A 15,666-nucleotide genomic window follows, 5' to 3' on the forward strand; every position below is an offset into this window, starting at 1 on the left:
CAGGTTCAAATCCTGTCCCCGCAACCAAATGGTCCCGTGGTGTAGTGGTTAACATGCCTGCCTGTCACGCAGGAGATCGCCGGTTCGACCCCGGTCGGGACCGCCATTTTATATAAAGAAAAGAACGAAACATGTTGTTTCGTATTTTTTTATTTGTTTTAACAAAAAACTAATAAAGACAGTCAAACTATCCTTAGGAAAACTCCTAAGGACTTTTTTATATATTCAAAACCTGTATAATAAATAGCAGAGAACATTGTGAGTAAAGTAGGTGAAGTCTGTGAGTAAATATGAAATAACAACAAAATCATCTGAGGAAACACAAAGATTATCAGAAAAACTTGGTGAACTTGCTCAGGCACAAGATGTAATTATTTTAGAAGGAGATCTAGGGGCTGGTAAGACGACTTTTACTAAGGGACTAGCAAAAGGTCTTGGAGTGAAAAGAGTTGTAAATAGCCCTACCTTTAATATTATTAAAGAATATAAAGGGAGATTACCGCTATATCATATGGACGTGTATCGCTTAGCAGAAAGTGAAGAAGACTTAGGTTTTGATGAGTATTTCTACGGTGAAGGAATTACGGTAGTAGAATGGGCTCATTTAATAGAAGCATATTTACCAAATGAGAAGCTACAAATTAGTTTATTCCATGCTGGAGATGATACAAGAAACATTGTACTCGAGCCAATTGGAGATCGCTATATTAGATTATGTGAGGAGCTATTACAAGATGAAAGTACTAGCAATTGATACTTCAAATTATGTAATGGGTGTATCCCTTATTGAAGAAGGAAACGTAATTGGGGAAATCATTACAAATTTAACAAAAAATCATTCTGTGCGTCTTATGCCAGCTGTAGAACAACTGTTAAAAGAATGTGGTGTAAAACCAAAAGAATTAACTAAAATAGTTGTAGCTGCTGGACCAGGATCATATACAGGTGTTCGTATAGGTGTGACAGCTGCCAAAACATTAGCTTGGTCACTTCAAATACCAATTGTGGGTGTATCAAGTTTAGAAGTAGTGGCTGCAAACGGAGCTAATTTTGATGGATTAATCTGTCCTTTATTCGATGGAAGACGTGGACAAATTTATACTGGCTTATATACATATGAAGGAGAGGATTTAACTTCTATAGAGGAAGACCGAATCATCCTTATTGTAGACTGGTTGCAAATGTTAAAAGATAAAGGAAAGCCTGTTTTATTTATTGGTAACGATGTGAAACTACACAAAGAAACAATTATCGAACATTTAGGCAATCAAGCTCTCTTTGCTCCTTTCACTAAAAATAACCCAAGACCAAGTGAGCTAGCGTTCTTAGGATTACAAAAAGAAGAACAGGATGTACATTCATTTGTTCCTAGTTACCTTCGTTTAGCTGAAGCTGAAACAAAGTGGTTAGAAAGTCAAAACAAGTAGGAGCTTGCAGAGGATGGATATGATATTTAGAAAGATGGAACTTGATGATATTGCTCAAATTGTAGCCATTGAAGAAGCATCTTTTTCAACTCCTTGGACTGCAGATGCCTTTCACCGTGAGTTAACGATGAATGAACATGCACATTATGTTGTGCTAGAAAAAGATGGTCGTGTAATTGGGTATTGTGGATTGTGGATAATTATTGATGAATCACATATAACAAATATAGCTATTTTGCCAGAATACAGAGGTCAAAAGCTAGGAGATGCTTTATTAAAAGAAGTTATTTCCGAGGCGAAAACTCTAGGTGTAAAAACGATGACACTTGAAGTACGTGTATCAAATGAAGTAGCAAAACAGTTATACAGAAAATACGGATTTCAAAATGGTGGAATTCGTAAACGATACTATGTAGACAATCAGGAAGATGGTCTCGTAATGTGGGTGAATATATAATGGAAAAAAATACGATTATACTTGGTATTGAAACAAGTTGTGATGAAACAGCAGTAGCGGTTGTTAAAAATGGAACGGAAATTATTGCGAATGTTGTTGCATCACAAATTGAAAGTCATAAACGTTTTGGCGGAGTTGTACCAGAGATTGCGTCCCGTCATCATGTAGAAGAAATTACAGTTGTATTAGAAGAAGCGTTAAAAGAAGCGAATATCACATTTGATGATATTGATGCAATTGCTGTCACAGAAGGACCTGGTTTAGTAGGAGCGCTTCTAATAGGGGTGAACGCAGCGAAAGCAGTGGCATTTGCACATGATATCCCCCTAGTTGGTGTTCATCATATCGCTGGCCACATTTATGCGAACCGCTTAGTAAAAGAAGTTCAATTCCCATTACTATCACTTGTTGTATCTGGTGGACATACAGAGCTTGTTTATATGAAAGAACATGGTTCATTTGAAGTAATTGGTGAAACGCGAGATGATGCAGCAGGGGAGGCATATGATAAAGTAGCTCGTACGTTATCTATGCCATATCCAGGTGGCCCTCATATTGATCGTCTTGCACATGAAGGGGAACCAACAATTGATTTACCTCGTGCATGGCTAGAACCTGATTCGTATGATTTCAGTTTTAGTGGATTGAAATCAGCAGTTATCAACACTGTGCATAACGCAAAACAACGCGGGATAGAAATTGCACCGGAAGATTTAGCAGCAAGTTTCCAAGAGAGTGTAATTGACGTATTAGTAACGAAAGCATCTCGTGCAGCGGATGCTTATAACGTAAAGCAAGTGCTTCTTGCTGGTGGAGTTGCTGCGAATAAAGGACTTCGTGCACGTTTAGAAGCAGAGTTTGCACAAAAAGAAAATGTAGAACTAATTATTCCTCCTCTATCTTTATGTACAGATAATGCAGCTATGATTGCGGCGGCAGGTACAATTGCGTATGAACAAGGAAAACGTGCTACATTAGCTTTAAATGCAAATCCAGGATTAGATATTGAAGCATAGTTATACACAAAATTAACCACAGCTTGTGGATAAAACCCATATTATCTGTTGATAATGTGGGTTTTATTGTGTATATAAAATGTTGATAACTTTTTTGTTGATTGTGGATAATGTGGAAAAGTTATTTAGATGTTTATTTTATAAAGGTGGATATGTGTATAAACTTGTGGATAAAACAGATGAAGTCTGACCTTTGAATCTATCCTTTTTCGGGAAATAAAAACGAAGAAGGTATCTCTAAAAAACATTTTGAAATATGCCCTTATTATAAGGGGGGCTAATATTGTCAAACTTTGTCGGCAAATCGATACCTCGTGTCGAATTGTTTATGCAATAGAGGTTGACCATGGCTAGAAGATAAGAAGGATGTCTCATCGTCAAAAATCCCGACTGATGAGACATCCTTCTTATTTATACTCTTATAAATGCAATTCTTCCCATTCTGCCATACAAGCATCAAGTTGTTCTTGTAGTGTTTGCTTTTTCGTTGTAATTTCACTAGCCTTTTCATAATCTGCATATATTTCTGGTAAGCAAAGTTGATCTTCTAACGTAGCAATTTCTTCTTCAAATTGTACAATATTTTGTTCTAGTTCCTCAATTTTTCGAGTACGTTGACGCTCCAACTTTTTGCGCTCTTTTTCTTCGAGATAATTTAATTTTTCTGGAGCTACAGTTTTTTGAACAGGTGTCTGATTTTCTTGCTGTTCTTGTTGTTCAAATTCAGCACGTTCAATCATCTCATTTTTCTTTTCAACGTAGTAATCGTAGTCCCCTAAATATTCCTGTGCACCTTCTGTTGATAACTCAACAACGGTCGTCGTTACACGATTAATAAAGTAGCGGTCATGAGATACAAAGAGAAGGGTACCAGGATAATCAATTAAAGCATTCTCCAAAATCTCTTTACTATTTAAATCAAGATGGTTTGTAGGCTCATCGAGAATTAATAAATTCGACTTTTGCATCATAAGTTTTGCGAGGGCTAATCGAGCTTTTTGTCCACCACTAAGAGATGATACTGGTTTTAGTACATCATCTCCTGTGAATAAGAAGTTACCTAGTATCGTGCGGATTTCTTTTTCGGGTTGCAGTGGATATTCATCCCATAACTCATTTAAAACGCGCTTAGAAGATGTTAAATTGGCTTGTTCTTGATCATAGTAACCAACAGATACATTGGATCCGAAAGAAACATCACCATGTAGTAGTGGTAACTTATTCACAATTGATTTTAATAATGTGGATTTCCCAATTCCATTTGGACCAACTAAAGCAACGCTATCTCCGCGAGTTAAGCGCATTGTTACATGTTCAATAATTGGATCCTTATCATAGCCGATAGTTGCATCCTTTACTTGTAACACATCATTTCCGCTTTGTTTTTCGATATCGAAGTGGAAGGAAGCTGACTTAGAGTCACCTAATGGTCTTGTTAATAGTTCCATACGGTCTAATTGTTTACGACGGCTTTGTGCACGTTTTGTCGTAGATGCACGAGCTATATTTTTTTGAACGAAGTCCTCTAGCTTAGCGATTTCATCTTGTTGTTTTTCATAACGTTTCATTTCTTGCTCGTATAGTGCTGATTTTAAGTCTAAATATTTACTGTAGTTACCAACAAATCGTCTACTTTCTTTATTCGAAATTTCATATACTTGTGTAACAAGTTTATCTAAGAAATAACGGTCATGGGAAACGATTAATATTGCGCCAGGATAACCTTGTAAATATTGTTCAAGCCATGTTAATGTTTCGATGTCTAAATGGTTTGTAGGCTCGTCCAAAATAAGGAGGTCTGGTTTCGTTAATAATAATTTACCGAGAGCTAATCGTGTTTTTTGTCCACCGCTTAATGTGGAAATCGTCGTTTGGTGCGTTTCAACTGGGAAGCCAAGACCACTTAAAATCGAACGGATATCTGCTTCGTACTGATAGCCACCTTGATCTTTATAATCTAATTGTAATTGGTCATAATCAGCTAATAATCTTTCATATGTAGCCTCGTTTGAAAAGTTTTCTTCTTTTCCCATCTCTTGCTCTAGCCTTCGAAGTTTTGTCTCCATTTGCTGCAAGTGTGTAAAGACGGTTAACATTTCATCCCAAATTGTTAAAGACGTTTCTAAACCGGTATTTTGAGCTAGATATCCAATTGAGACATCTTTCGGTTTTATAATTTCTCCACCATCATGAGATAGCTCACCCGCTATTATTTTTAATAATGTAGATTTTCCGGCTCCATTTCGCCCGACTAATGCGATACGATCTTTCGTTTGAACTTCCAATTTTATGTTTGCAAGAATCGTTTCTGCACCGTATAATTTCGAAAGCGCGTTTACTTGTAATAAAATCAATGTTTTCACCTCAAATAATTTCTTAACTTTGCCATGTTTATATTTCTCAATCATACTAAAAATAGTGTATAGTTTAAAATACAGAGAGAATACTTCTTCTTTCTATTATACAAGGAATTTAATAAGTGCTAAACTTCTGTATTTGATTAAAGCATATGAATAAAGATAGGAAGAGAGGAGAGGTTATATGGAGCAACAGAAAATTCCACAAGCCACTGCTAAGAGATTGCCTCTATACTATCGATTTATCCAAAACTTATCTTTGTCTGGTAAGCAACGTGTTTCATCAGCCGAATTAAGTGAAGCGGTAAAGGTTGATTCCGCAACAATTCGAAGAGATTTCTCATACTTTGGAGCATTAGGGAAAAAAGGATATGGATATAACGTAAATTATTTATTATCATTTTTCCGTGAAACACTCGATCAAGATGATATAACACGTGTAGCGCTTATTGGAGTAGGTAATTTAGGGACCGCTTTCTTACATTATAATTTCACGAAAAACAATAATACAAAGATTGAAATGGCATTTGATGTTAGTGAAGAGAAAGTTGGAACAGAAATCGGAGGCATTCCTGTATATCACTTAGATGAATTAGAAGAACGTTTATCAACTGATATACAAGTGGCAATATTAACAGTACCCGCTACAGTAGCGCAATCTGTAGCCGATAGATTGGCAGAAACAAACGTGCATGGTATTTTGAATTTCACACCAGCGCGCTTAAATGTGTCAGAAAATATAAGAATTCATCATATTGATTTAGCAGTAGAGTTACAAACATTAGTTTACTTTTTGAAGAATTATCCACAATAAAACGCAGAGGAAGCGACCTCTGCGTTTTATTATTGTTTTTTCTTTGTGAATTTAACTAAGATAAGGCGAAGTGCCAAATTAAAATCAATCGTTGCCATAACTGCAAATAGTATTGTCCACATATTCCAAATTGTATCTGTTACGTTCGTAATGGCGAAGCGTGTAAAGATACATCCTAGAAGGAAGTACAATGCAGCCATGAACAATGGTGAGTTTCTCATACTAAAAATCCTCCGATAAAGCCTTGCATTTTTTCAGCTTCTTTAATCATTTCCTGAATTTGTTCGTTACTCACTAAAACTTGGGCAATTGCAACTAATGTATTCATTGCAACATGAGCTGCAATGGGAACGATAATACGCTTCGTTTTTACATATAAGAAGGCGAATACGAGACCCATAGCAGTGTATACCAATAAGTGAGTAAAATCAAAATGAATCGCCGCAAATACAAGGGAACTAATGATAGCGGCAATAAAGAAGTTAAACTTCTTATAAAGTGTACCAAATAAAATCTTTCTAAATACGATTTCTTCCAAAATAGGTCCTATTATAGAGATGACGATAAGGAACCAAGGAGTAGTTCTTGCGATATCCATAAGCCTTGCTGTATTTTCAGATCCAGGTTTAATACCTAATACATACATTTCAATCATACCAGCAATACTTTGCGAGAAAAATGCTAAGAAGAAACCGATAAAAATCCAACCAATTGTAGCTGGAACAGTAGAACGCGTTTTATCTAAATGTCTATCACGAATATCTGTTCTAAGTAACCAAAGTACGATACATAATGCAATAAAGAAGCTAATGATTGCCCAGTGACCAGTTATAAGTTGAAATTTCTCTTCCCTAGTAAATCCCCTGTTATCATAAAGTCCAGTTTTCAGGAGAAGTGGTAATCCAGCAATTGATGATAACTGCATTAAGATGTATGTAACGATAACCCACCAATATTGTTTTTTCAAATGGTTTAACCATCCTTTCTAACTCTAGTGTATGAGATAAGGTAGGATAACATGTAAATATGCTACCTACGATATAAACCTCTTGAATTATGTTTTTTTCGTAAATCCTTATTTGAAATTATAATAGAAGACAGGAGAAAGTTGTATGTGTAGCGAAAACAACTTAGGGTGTCCCTTCATATTGTAACATACGAGTAGCGGAAACAACGATTCATATGGTAAAGGTAGAAGAAGAGGAACTCTATATAGAAAAGTTTATAGCGTAATTTGCGAAAAAATTATGATTTTTTTACTTGCAAAAGAAATTGAGATTATTTATTATTATAAGTGTGTTAGCACTCGAGTGACTTGAGTGCTAATAAAAAAATTACATAACAAAATGAGGAGGTTATTGTTCATGCTAAAGCCATTAGGTGATCGCGTTGTAATTGAGCTTGTTCAAGCGGAAGAAAAAACAGCAAGTGGTATTGTATTACCAGACACAGCAAAAGAAAAACCACAAGAGGGTAAAGTTATTGCAGTAGGTACTGGTCGAGTGCTTGAAAATGGTGAGCGTGTTGCTTTAGAGGTAGCAGCAGGTGATCTTATCATCTTCTCAAAATATGCAGGTACTGAAGTGAAATATGAAGGTACAGACTACTTGATTTTACGTGAAAGTGACATTTTAGCAGTTATCGGTTAATTATATAAATCTTAAAAAATCCAAGGGGGTCAATTATTATGGCAAAAGATATTAAATTTAGTGAAGAAGCACGTCGTTCGATGCTTCGCGGTGTCGACACTCTTGCAAACGCAGTAAAAGTAACGCTTGGACCAAAAGGTCGTAATGTTGTTCTTGAGAAAAAATTCGGTTCACCACTTATTACAAATGACGGTGTAACAATCGCAAAAGAAATTGAATTAGAAGATGCATTCGAAAACATGGGTGCGAAATTAGTAGCAGAAGTTGCTAGCAAAACAAATGATGTAGCTGGTGACGGAACAACAACTGCAACTGTATTAGCGCAAGCTATGATTCGTGAAGGTCTTAAAAACGTAACAGCTGGTGCGAACCCAATGGGTCTTCGTAAAGGTATCGAAAAAGCTGTAGTTGCTGCAGTAGAAGAATTAAAAACGATTTCTAAACCAATCGAAGGTAAATCTTCTATCGCACAAGTAGCTGCTATTTCTGCTGCTGACGAAGAAGTAGGTCAATTAATCGCTGAAGCAATGGAGCGCGTTGGTAACGACGGCGTTATTACTTTAGAAGAATCTAAAGGTTTCACAACAGAATTAGACGTAGTAGAAGGTATGCAATTTGATCGTGGATATGCATCTCCTTACATGATTACTGATTCTGACAAAATGGAAGCAGTTCTTGATAACCCATACATCTTAATCACTGACAAAAAGATTTCTAACATTCAAGAAATCTTACCAGTATTAGAGCAAGTTGTACAACAAGGTAAACCACTTCTTATCATTGCTGAAGATGTAGAAGGCGAAGCATTAGCTACATTAGTAGTGAATAAACTTCGTGGTACATTCAATGTAGTAGCTGTTAAAGCTCCTGGATTTGGTGACCGTCGTAAAGCAATGCTAGAAGATATCGCAATCTTAACTGGTGGCGAAGTAATCACTGAAGAATTAGGCCGTGACTTAAAATCTGCTACAGTTGAATCTTTAGGACGCGCTGGTAAAGTTGTTGTAACGAAAGAAAACACAACTGTAGTTGAAGGTGTAGGAAGCACAGAACAAATCGAAGCTCGCATCGGTCAAATCCGTGCGCAATTAGAAGAAACAACTTCTGAATTCGATCGTGAAAAATTACAAGAGCGTCTTGCGAAACTTGCAGGTGGCGTAGCAGTAATTAAAGTAGGTGCAGCAACTGAAACTGAGTTAAAAGAGCGTAAACTTCGCATTGAAGATGCACTTAACTCAACTCGTGCAGCAGTAGAAGAAGGTATCGTTGCAGGTGGTGGTACTTCACTTATGAACGTATACACGAAAGTAGCTTCTATCGTAGCTGAAGGTGACGAAGCAACAGGTATCAACATCGTACTTCGTGCACTAGAAGAGCCAGTTCGCCAAATCGCAATCAACGCTGGTCTAGAAGGATCTGTAGTTGTAGAGCGTCTAAAAGGCGAAAAAGTAGGCGTTGGTTTCAACGCAGCTACTGGCGAGTGGGTTAACATGCTTGAAACTGGTATCGTAGATCCAGCTAAAGTAACTCGCTCTGCACTTCAAAATGCAGCATCTGTTGCAGCTATGTTCTTAACAACTGAAGCTGTAGTAGCTGACAAACCAGAACCAAATGCACCAGCAATGCCTGACATGGGCGGCATGGGCATGGGCGGTATGGGCGGAATGATGTAATTCCGTTTGCCCTAAAAAACATCCATTTCTATATAGAAATGGATGTTTTTTTATGTTTTTTAGAAAAGGAAATGAATTTCTGTAGAATTTTGTCGCTTTCTCTCTTGACCATATTGATACTTCATTGTTAGAATCTAGGAAGATAATATAAAACGATCCTTCATATATCCTCAAAGATATGGTTTGAGAGTCTCTACCGGGTTACCGTAAACAACCTGACTATGAAGGCAGTGTGTCTTATATTTATAAAGAGCGGAGACTATCTTTCTTTATAAAGCCAGACCCCTGCCTTTTCTTTGTTATGAGACTAGAGGCGGAGGACTGGCTTTTTTTATTATATTGGTAATGCTTTTCGCCTAATTGGTGAAAATATTTATATACGAGAACTAACGTTGGGGTGATTATTTTGAAGAAGCAACACGATACAATTATCGTTTTAGATTTTGGAAGTCAATACAATCAGTTAATAGCACGTCGAATTCGTGAGTTCGGTGTATACAGTGAACTTCATCCGCATACAATTACTGCAGAAGAAATTAAAGAAATAAATCCAAAAGGGATTATTTTCTCTGGTGGACCGAATAGTGTATATGGTGAAGGTGCATTACATTGTGATGAAAAAATCTTTGACCTAGGATTACCGATCTTCGGTATTTGTTACGGTATGCAGCTTATGACACAAAAATTCGGTGGTAAAGTAGAACGTGCAAACCACCGTGAGTACGGAAAAGCGGTTCTTAAAGTAGAGAACGAATCAAAATTATATGCGAACCTTCCAGAAGAGCAAGTTGTATGGATGAGCCATGGTGACTTAGTAACTGGTTTACCTGAAGGATTCGTAGTAGATGCAACAAGTGAGTCTTGCCCAATTGCTGGTATGAGCAATGAAGCGAAAAACTTATACGGTGTACAATTCCACCCAGAAGTACGTCACTCTGAGCACGGTAACGATTTAATTAAAAACTTCGTATTCGGCGTATGTGGTTGTTCTGAAGGATGGAACATGGAGAACTTTATTGAAGTAGAATTAGAAAAGATTCGTGAAACTGTTGGGGACAAAAAAGTTCTATGCGCACTTAGCGGTGGTGTAGACTCTTCTGTTGTAGCAGTATTAATTCATAAAGCAATCGGTGATCAATTAACATGTATTTTCGTTGACCACGGTTTACTTCGTAAAGGCGAAGCAGAAGGCGTTATGAAAACATTTAGCGAAGGCTTCCATATGAACGTTATTAAAGTGGATGCAAAAGAACGCTTCATGAACAAGTTAAAAGGTGTAGAAGATCCAGAGCAAAAACGTAAGATCATCGGTAACGAATTCATTTACGTATTTGATGATGAAGCGTCTAAATTACAAGGAATGGACTTCCTAGCACAAGGTACACTGTACACAGATATCGTTGAAAGTGGTACAGCAACTGCGCAAACAATTAAATCTCACCATAACGTTGGTGGACTTCCAGAAGACATGCAGTTCAAATTAATTGAGCCTTTAAACACGTTATTTAAAGATGAAGTACGTGTATTAGGATCTGAACTAGGAATTCCTGATGAAATCGTATGGCGTCAACCATTCCCAGGTCCTGGTCTTGGTATTCGTGTACTAGGTGAAATCACAGAAGAGAAATTAGAAATCGTTCGTGAATCTGATGCGATTTTACGTGAAGAAATTATTAAAGCTGGCTTAGATCGCGAAATCTGGCAATACTTCACTGCGCTTCCTGGTATGCGTAGCGTAGGTGTTATGGGTGACGAGCGTACGTACGATTACACAGTAGGTATCCGCGCAGTAACATCTATCGACGGCATGACAGCTGACTGGGCACGTATCCCTTGGGACGTATTAGAGAAAATCTCTGTACGTATCGTAAACGAAGTAAAACACGTTAACCGTATCGTGTATGACGTAACGAGTAAGCCACCAGCAACGATTGAGTGGGAATAGTATTTATAAAAAGGTCCATCTATTACTTATGTATAGATGGATCTTTTTATTTTAGGGTTAATACGAACGAAACTATAAATGTTTGTAAAAATGTTCGTTTTTAAATTGACAAAACTACTTCGTCGAGTTAATATGAGTATGTAATTCAAACGAAAAGTGAATATTATGCCGTCGTATAATATCGGGGATATGGCCCGAAAGTTTCTACCTAGCTACCGTAAATGGCTTGACTACGAGGCGTTTTTATAAAGGTGAGGGGAATCTTATCTTTATTCATAGAACGCTTCCATGTATATGCAATGGAAGCCTTTTTTATTTTTAATAGATAAAAGAGGGCTAGGGGATTACGGCGAGTAATCATATAACGGGGGAAACGTAAGATGAAACGCTATTTTCAGTTTGATGAACTCGGCACGAATTACAAAACAGAGTTCATAGCAGGTTTAACGACATTTTTATCTATGGCTTACGTACTATTTGTCAATCCTGCTACGCTGTCACTTGGAAATGTTAAAGGATTACCGGCAGGTACAGGAATGGATCCAGGTGCAGTATTCGTTGCTACAGCATTAGCAGCAGCGATTGGTTCGTTAATTATGGGTATTTTCGCGAAGTATCCAATTGCTTTAGCGCCAGGTATGGGAATTAACGCGTTCTTTGCTTATACAGCAGTGTTAACGATGGGTATTCCATGGCAAACGGCAATTGCTGGAACGTTAATGTCAGGTATTATCTTTATTATTCTTACTGCTTCAGGTATTCGTGAAAAAATCATTAATGCAATTCCATCGGAGTTAAAGTTTGCAGTAGCGGCAGGTATTGGATTATTCATTGCTTTCCTTGGATTCCAAAATGCCGGAATTATCGTGAAAAATGATGCTGTTCTTGTTGGGTTGGGGGACTTAACAAAGGGCACAACGTTACTAGCAATTTTCGGAGTTGTTACGACCATTATCTTCATGATTAAGAAAGTTAATGGTGCAGTATTTTACGGTATGATTCTTACGGCAATCTTAGGAGTAGCAACCGGATTAATTGATACTCCGAAAGCGGTAGTGGGAGCAATACCGAGTTTAGAACCAACGTTCGGTGCGGCGTTAACGCACTTTGGAGATATTTTCACTGTTCAAATGGGGATTGTTATTATAACGTTCTTCTTTATCGATTTCTTTGATACAGCAGGTACGCTTGTAGCGGTTGCGAATCAAGCAGGATTAATGAAGAACAATAAATTACCACGTGCAGGAAAAGCGTTATTTGCAGATGCGATTGCAACTGTAATTGGTGCGATCTTAGGTACATCAACAACAACGTCTTACATTGAATCTTCTGCAGGGGTAGCGGCAGGTGGACGTTCTGGATTTACAGCAGTTGTAACAGCAGGATTCTTCTTGCTGGCACTATTCTTCTCGCCATTACTAAGTGTTGTAACACCAGCTGTAACGGCACCAGCATTAATTATTGTAGGAATCTTGATGGTTTCTTCCTTAGGGGAAATTGATTGGAAGAAATTTGAGATTGCAGTACCAGCATTCTTTACTATCATTTCAATGCCACTTACGTATAGTATCGCAACAGGAATTGCGATCGGGTTTATCTTCTATCCAATTACAATGGTAGTAAGTGGTCGACGTAAAGAGGTTCATCCGATTATGTATGTTATGGGTGTTTTATTCGTACTATATTTCATCTACGTTCGTAAATAAAAGGGGTTTTTGAAAGGTCTAGACTTAAGGGGGTCTAGACCTTTTTTGCGTCTTCAGAAAATCTTAAGGATTTCCGAGCGTTTTTCTTCAGAAGTTTTCCTATAATAGAAGTTAGGGATTAAAAAAGTGATGGGGGAGATATTGTGGCAAATGAAACAATACTTGTCGTAGATGATGAAAAAGAAATTAGGAATCTTATTAAAATCTATTTAAAGAATGAAGGATATAAAGTATTGCAAGCAGGGGACGGCGAAGAAGGATTACGTTTACTAGAAGAAAACGAAGTACATCTAGTCGTATTAGATATTATGATGCCGAAAGTAGACGGCATTCATATGTGTATGAAGGTAAGGGAAGAAAAAGAAATGCCAATTATTATGCTTTCCGCGAAAACGCAAGATATGGATAAGATTTTAGGGTTAACAACGGGTGCAGATGATTACGTAACGAAACCATTTAATCCGTTAGAGTTAATCGCAAGGATAAAATCTCAGTTACGCCGTTATATGAAAATGAATGGTTTTTCTATTCAAAATGAGGACGAGTTAGAAATTGGAGAGATGAAAATCAACATCTCGACCCATAAAGTTATTGTAGAGGGAGAAGAAGTGAAGTTGACCCCGAGGGAATTTTCAATTCTAGAATTACTAGCCCGTAATCCGGGAATGGTCTTTAGTGCAGAGCAAATTTATGAAAAGGTTTGGAATGAACGATCTTTCCAGTCTGATAATACTGTAATGGTGCATATTCGGAAAGTACGTGAAAAGATTGAAGAGAATCCAAGGAAGCCTAGATATATAAAAACAGTATGGGGAGTGGGGTATAAGATTGAAAAAGATATTTAATCCATTTACTTATGTTAGGAAATTTCGAGAGTTAATCGGAAAGCTAGTGAAGAGTGTGAAACGGAGTGTGCGGATTCAACTTATTACTGCGTTCACTGCTTGTGCGTTATTAGGGATTTTGTCAGCGAAGGCAGCAGCGCCATTTTTTGAGAATGCGAATCGAGAGGCGACGATCGATTATCGGACTGGTATGGAACAAATTAACCAACAAGCACAAAGTGTGGCAAATAGTTCAGTTCATGAAAATAAATTAGAAGCTATATCAAGTATGATTGAAATAGAGAATCAAAATTTAGAACGAGACTCTAGAGCTTTAAAAGTATTGGTTACTGACGAGAGTGGTAAAGTTTTATATAAAACGAAGCAGGCACAAGAAGAACAAATTGATTTGCATAATACAATTCGTAATGCATCATCGTTTGCGATTAATTATATGAATGGTAGAAAAGAATTTGAAAGTACGAGAAAAGAATTTATAGCCTTTGCGCCTATTACAATAGAAGATAAGAATTTATACATGTTTGTTAGTGGGATTCCAGAAGGTGAAGTAATATATGATACGCAAGAAGGACCATTCCCATTTTTAATTGGTGTACTCGTATTCATTTTTTCTTTCTTCTATATAACAAAGAGAAAGATGAAGCAAATTGAAGCGATGGCAGAAGGTGTAAAGGAAATAGAAAAAGGTAATTTAGCGTACCGTATTGAGAAGAAAGGTGAAGACGAGATTGCGTCTTTAACTGAGAATATTAATAATATGGCAGAAGAGCTTATGAATAATATAGAAAAGGAACGTAAATTAGAGAAGCAAAAGAACGAACTTATTACGAATGTATCTCACGATTTACGTACACCACTTACTTCTATTATGGGTTACTTACGATTACTTCGAGATTCTAAATATGAAAATAAAGAACAACATGATGAGTATACGAGAATTGCTTTTGCGAAGTCGGAGCAGTTAAAGAATTTAATAGAAGATTTATTTGAGTATACGAAGTTAACAAATGAGCAAGTTATATTAGAAAAACAAGAGGTTTGTATAAATGAGTTACTCGAGCAATTAATAGAAGAGTTAGTACCGCAAGCAGAAGAGCATGGGCTTACGTTCGTTAAGAAGTTTCCTGAGGAACGTGCCTATGCAGCGATTGATTCGGAAAAGATGGTTCGTGTATTTGATAATTTATTAATGAACGCGATTAAGTATAGTAAAGATGATGGGGAGATAAAAGTTTCTCTTCAAAGGCAGCGCCGGGATATACAAATTGTAATTGCGAATCATAGTGAAGCGTTTACGAGAGAAGAGTTAGCGAGTTTGTTTGAACGTTTTTATAAGAAAGATCAATCTAGAAGTAGAGTAACAGAAGGATCGGGCCTTGGATTGGCGATTGCGAAAAGTATTGTTGAATTACAAGGGGGTAGTATTCGAGCTGAATATGAGGATGGTGTTATTCAGTTTATCGTCTCGTTGCCAATTATAGAAAGATAATAAACGAATAGAATGGTATATGATAAAAAGGCTTATTTTAAAAGAAATAAGCCTTTTTATATTTTTTTAGAAAAATATATTGACGATTAGAGATTAGAGGTGTAATATTATACGAGTCGCCGATGACAACAACGTCGAAAGCGACAAACGAAATGAAAAACTTAGTTGACATTAACTAACGAAGATGTTAACATAAGGAAGTCGCAAATGAGCGACCAAGTAGTTCTTTGAAAACTGAACGAAACAAACAACGTGAAACGTCAATTTTTATTTTAGATGCTAGACAAA

The 15,666-nt window shown here is 36.9% G+C and carries 14 protein-coding genes, 1 tRNA gene and 2 riboswitches; of the genes, 12 read left to right on the top strand and 3 right to left on the bottom strand.

The window, feature by feature from the left end:
- Positions 1 to 30 precede the first annotated feature (30 nt).
- From MR083_RS23630 to tsaD, 5 genes are all read left to right on the top strand, one after another.
- Positions 31 to 106 (top strand) — tRNA-Asp (locus tag MR083_RS23630).
- A gap of 174 nt (positions 107 to 280) precedes the next feature.
- Positions 281 to 754 (top strand): tRNA (adenosine(37)-N6)-threonylcarbamoyltransferase complex ATPase subunit type 1 TsaE, encoded by a 474-nt coding sequence (gene tsaE / locus MR083_RS23635; RefSeq protein WP_000049631.1) that lies wholly within the window; start codon positions 281 to 283, stop codon positions 752 to 754.
- Positions 735 to 1,427, top strand: coding sequence for a tRNA (adenosine(37)-N6)-threonylcarbamoyltransferase complex dimerization subunit type 1 TsaB (gene tsaB, locus MR083_RS23640; RefSeq protein WP_000865757.1), 693 nt, complete (start codon positions 735 to 737; stop codon positions 1,425 to 1,427). The genes tsaE and tsaB overlap by 20 nt, the downstream gene beginning before the upstream one ends.
- Before the next feature lie 13 nt (positions 1,428 to 1,440).
- Positions 1,441 to 1,884, top strand: coding sequence for a ribosomal protein S18-alanine N-acetyltransferase (gene rimI / locus MR083_RS23645; protein WP_000367198.1), 444 nt, complete (start codon positions 1,441 to 1,443; stop codon positions 1,882 to 1,884).
- Positions 1,884 to 2,900, top strand: a complete 1,017-nt coding sequence (gene tsaD / locus MR083_RS23650) for a tRNA (adenosine(37)-N6)-threonylcarbamoyltransferase complex transferase subunit TsaD (protein ID WP_000414588.1) — start codon at positions 1,884 to 1,886, stop codon at positions 2,898 to 2,900. Before rimI ends, tsaD begins: the two co-directional genes overlap by 1 nt.
- 419 nt (positions 2,901 to 3,319) lie before the next feature.
- On the opposite strand, the gene MR083_RS23655 is transcribed toward tsaD, so the two are convergent.
- Positions 3,320 to 5,254 carry an ABC-F family ATP-binding cassette domain-containing protein gene (locus MR083_RS23655; protein ID WP_208755696.1) on the bottom strand — a complete coding sequence of 645 codons (1,935 nt, stop codon included), beginning with the start codon at positions 5,252 to 5,254 and terminating at the stop codon, positions 3,320 to 3,322.
- Between the two features lie 187 nt (positions 5,255 to 5,441).
- Between MR083_RS23655 and MR083_RS23660 the strand changes: the two genes are divergently transcribed.
- On the top strand, positions 5,442 to 6,071 hold the full coding sequence (locus tag MR083_RS23660; protein ID WP_000437705.1) for a redox-sensing transcriptional repressor Rex: 630 nt from the start codon (positions 5,442 to 5,444) through the stop codon (positions 6,069 to 6,071).
- 29 nt (positions 6,072 to 6,100) lie between these two features.
- Here the strand turns inward: MR083_RS23660 and MR083_RS23665 are convergent, their stop codons facing one another.
- On the bottom strand, positions 6,101 to 6,292 hold the full coding sequence (locus tag MR083_RS23665; RefSeq protein ID WP_001246201.1) for a YdiK family protein: 192 nt from the start codon (positions 6,290 to 6,292) through the stop codon (positions 6,101 to 6,103).
- A complete protein-coding gene (locus MR083_RS23670) occupies positions 6,289 to 7,038 on the bottom strand; it encodes a CPBP family intramembrane glutamic endopeptidase (RefSeq protein ID WP_000745338.1) in 750 nt (249 codons plus the stop codon). Before MR083_RS23670 ends, MR083_RS23665 begins: the two co-directional genes overlap by 4 nt.
- Before the next feature lie 397 nt (positions 7,039 to 7,435).
- Here MR083_RS23670 and groES point away from each other — a divergent pair, with 397 nt between their 5' ends.
- The 6 genes from groES to MR083_RS23700 all read left to right on the top strand — a co-directional run bounded on the left by groES (position 7,436) and on the right by MR083_RS23700 (position 15,378).
- On the top strand, positions 7,436 to 7,720 hold the full coding sequence (groES, locus tag MR083_RS23675; protein WP_000917306.1) for a co-chaperone GroES: 285 nt from the start codon (positions 7,436 to 7,438) through the stop codon (positions 7,718 to 7,720).
- 38 nt (positions 7,721 to 7,758) lie between these two features.
- Positions 7,759 to 9,393, top strand: a complete 1,635-nt coding sequence (groL, locus tag MR083_RS23680; RefSeq protein ID WP_001029999.1) for a chaperonin GroEL — start codon at positions 7,759 to 7,761, stop codon at positions 9,391 to 9,393.
- Positions 9,394 to 9,533: 140 nt separating this feature from the next.
- Positions 9,534 to 9,635, top strand: a riboswitch (purine riboswitch).
- 164 nt (positions 9,636 to 9,799) lie between these two features.
- Positions 9,800 to 11,338 carry a glutamine-hydrolyzing GMP synthase gene (gene guaA / locus MR083_RS23685; RefSeq protein WP_000743927.1) on the top strand — a complete coding sequence of 513 codons (1,539 nt, stop codon included), beginning with the start codon at positions 9,800 to 9,802 and terminating at the stop codon, positions 11,336 to 11,338.
- Between the two features lie 151 nt (positions 11,339 to 11,489).
- Positions 11,490 to 11,591: riboswitch (purine riboswitch) on the top strand.
- Positions 11,592 to 11,718: 127 nt separating this feature from the next.
- Entirely contained in the window at positions 11,719 to 13,044 is a 1,326-nt protein-coding gene (locus MR083_RS23690; RefSeq protein WP_000833094.1) for an NCS2 family permease, read from the top strand.
- Positions 13,045 to 13,187: 143 nt separating this feature from the next.
- Positions 13,188 to 13,889, top strand: a complete 702-nt coding sequence (locus MR083_RS23695; RefSeq protein WP_001262948.1) for a response regulator transcription factor — start codon at positions 13,188 to 13,190, stop codon at positions 13,887 to 13,889.
- The gene (locus MR083_RS23700) at positions 13,873 to 15,378 is read left to right on the top strand and encodes a sensor histidine kinase (protein WP_000719232.1); all 1,506 of its coding nucleotides are present in this window, start codon (positions 13,873 to 13,875) and stop codon (positions 15,376 to 15,378) included. The genes MR083_RS23695 and MR083_RS23700 overlap by 17 nt, the downstream gene beginning before the upstream one ends.
- The last annotated feature ends 288 nt before the right edge of the window (positions 15,379 to 15,666 follow it).

This window comes from Bacillus cereus group sp. BfR-BA-01408 (assembly GCF_022663305.1).
In the GTDB taxonomy this organism is placed as follows: Bacteria; Bacillota; Bacilli; order Bacillales; family Bacillaceae_G; genus Bacillus_A; species Bacillus_A pacificus.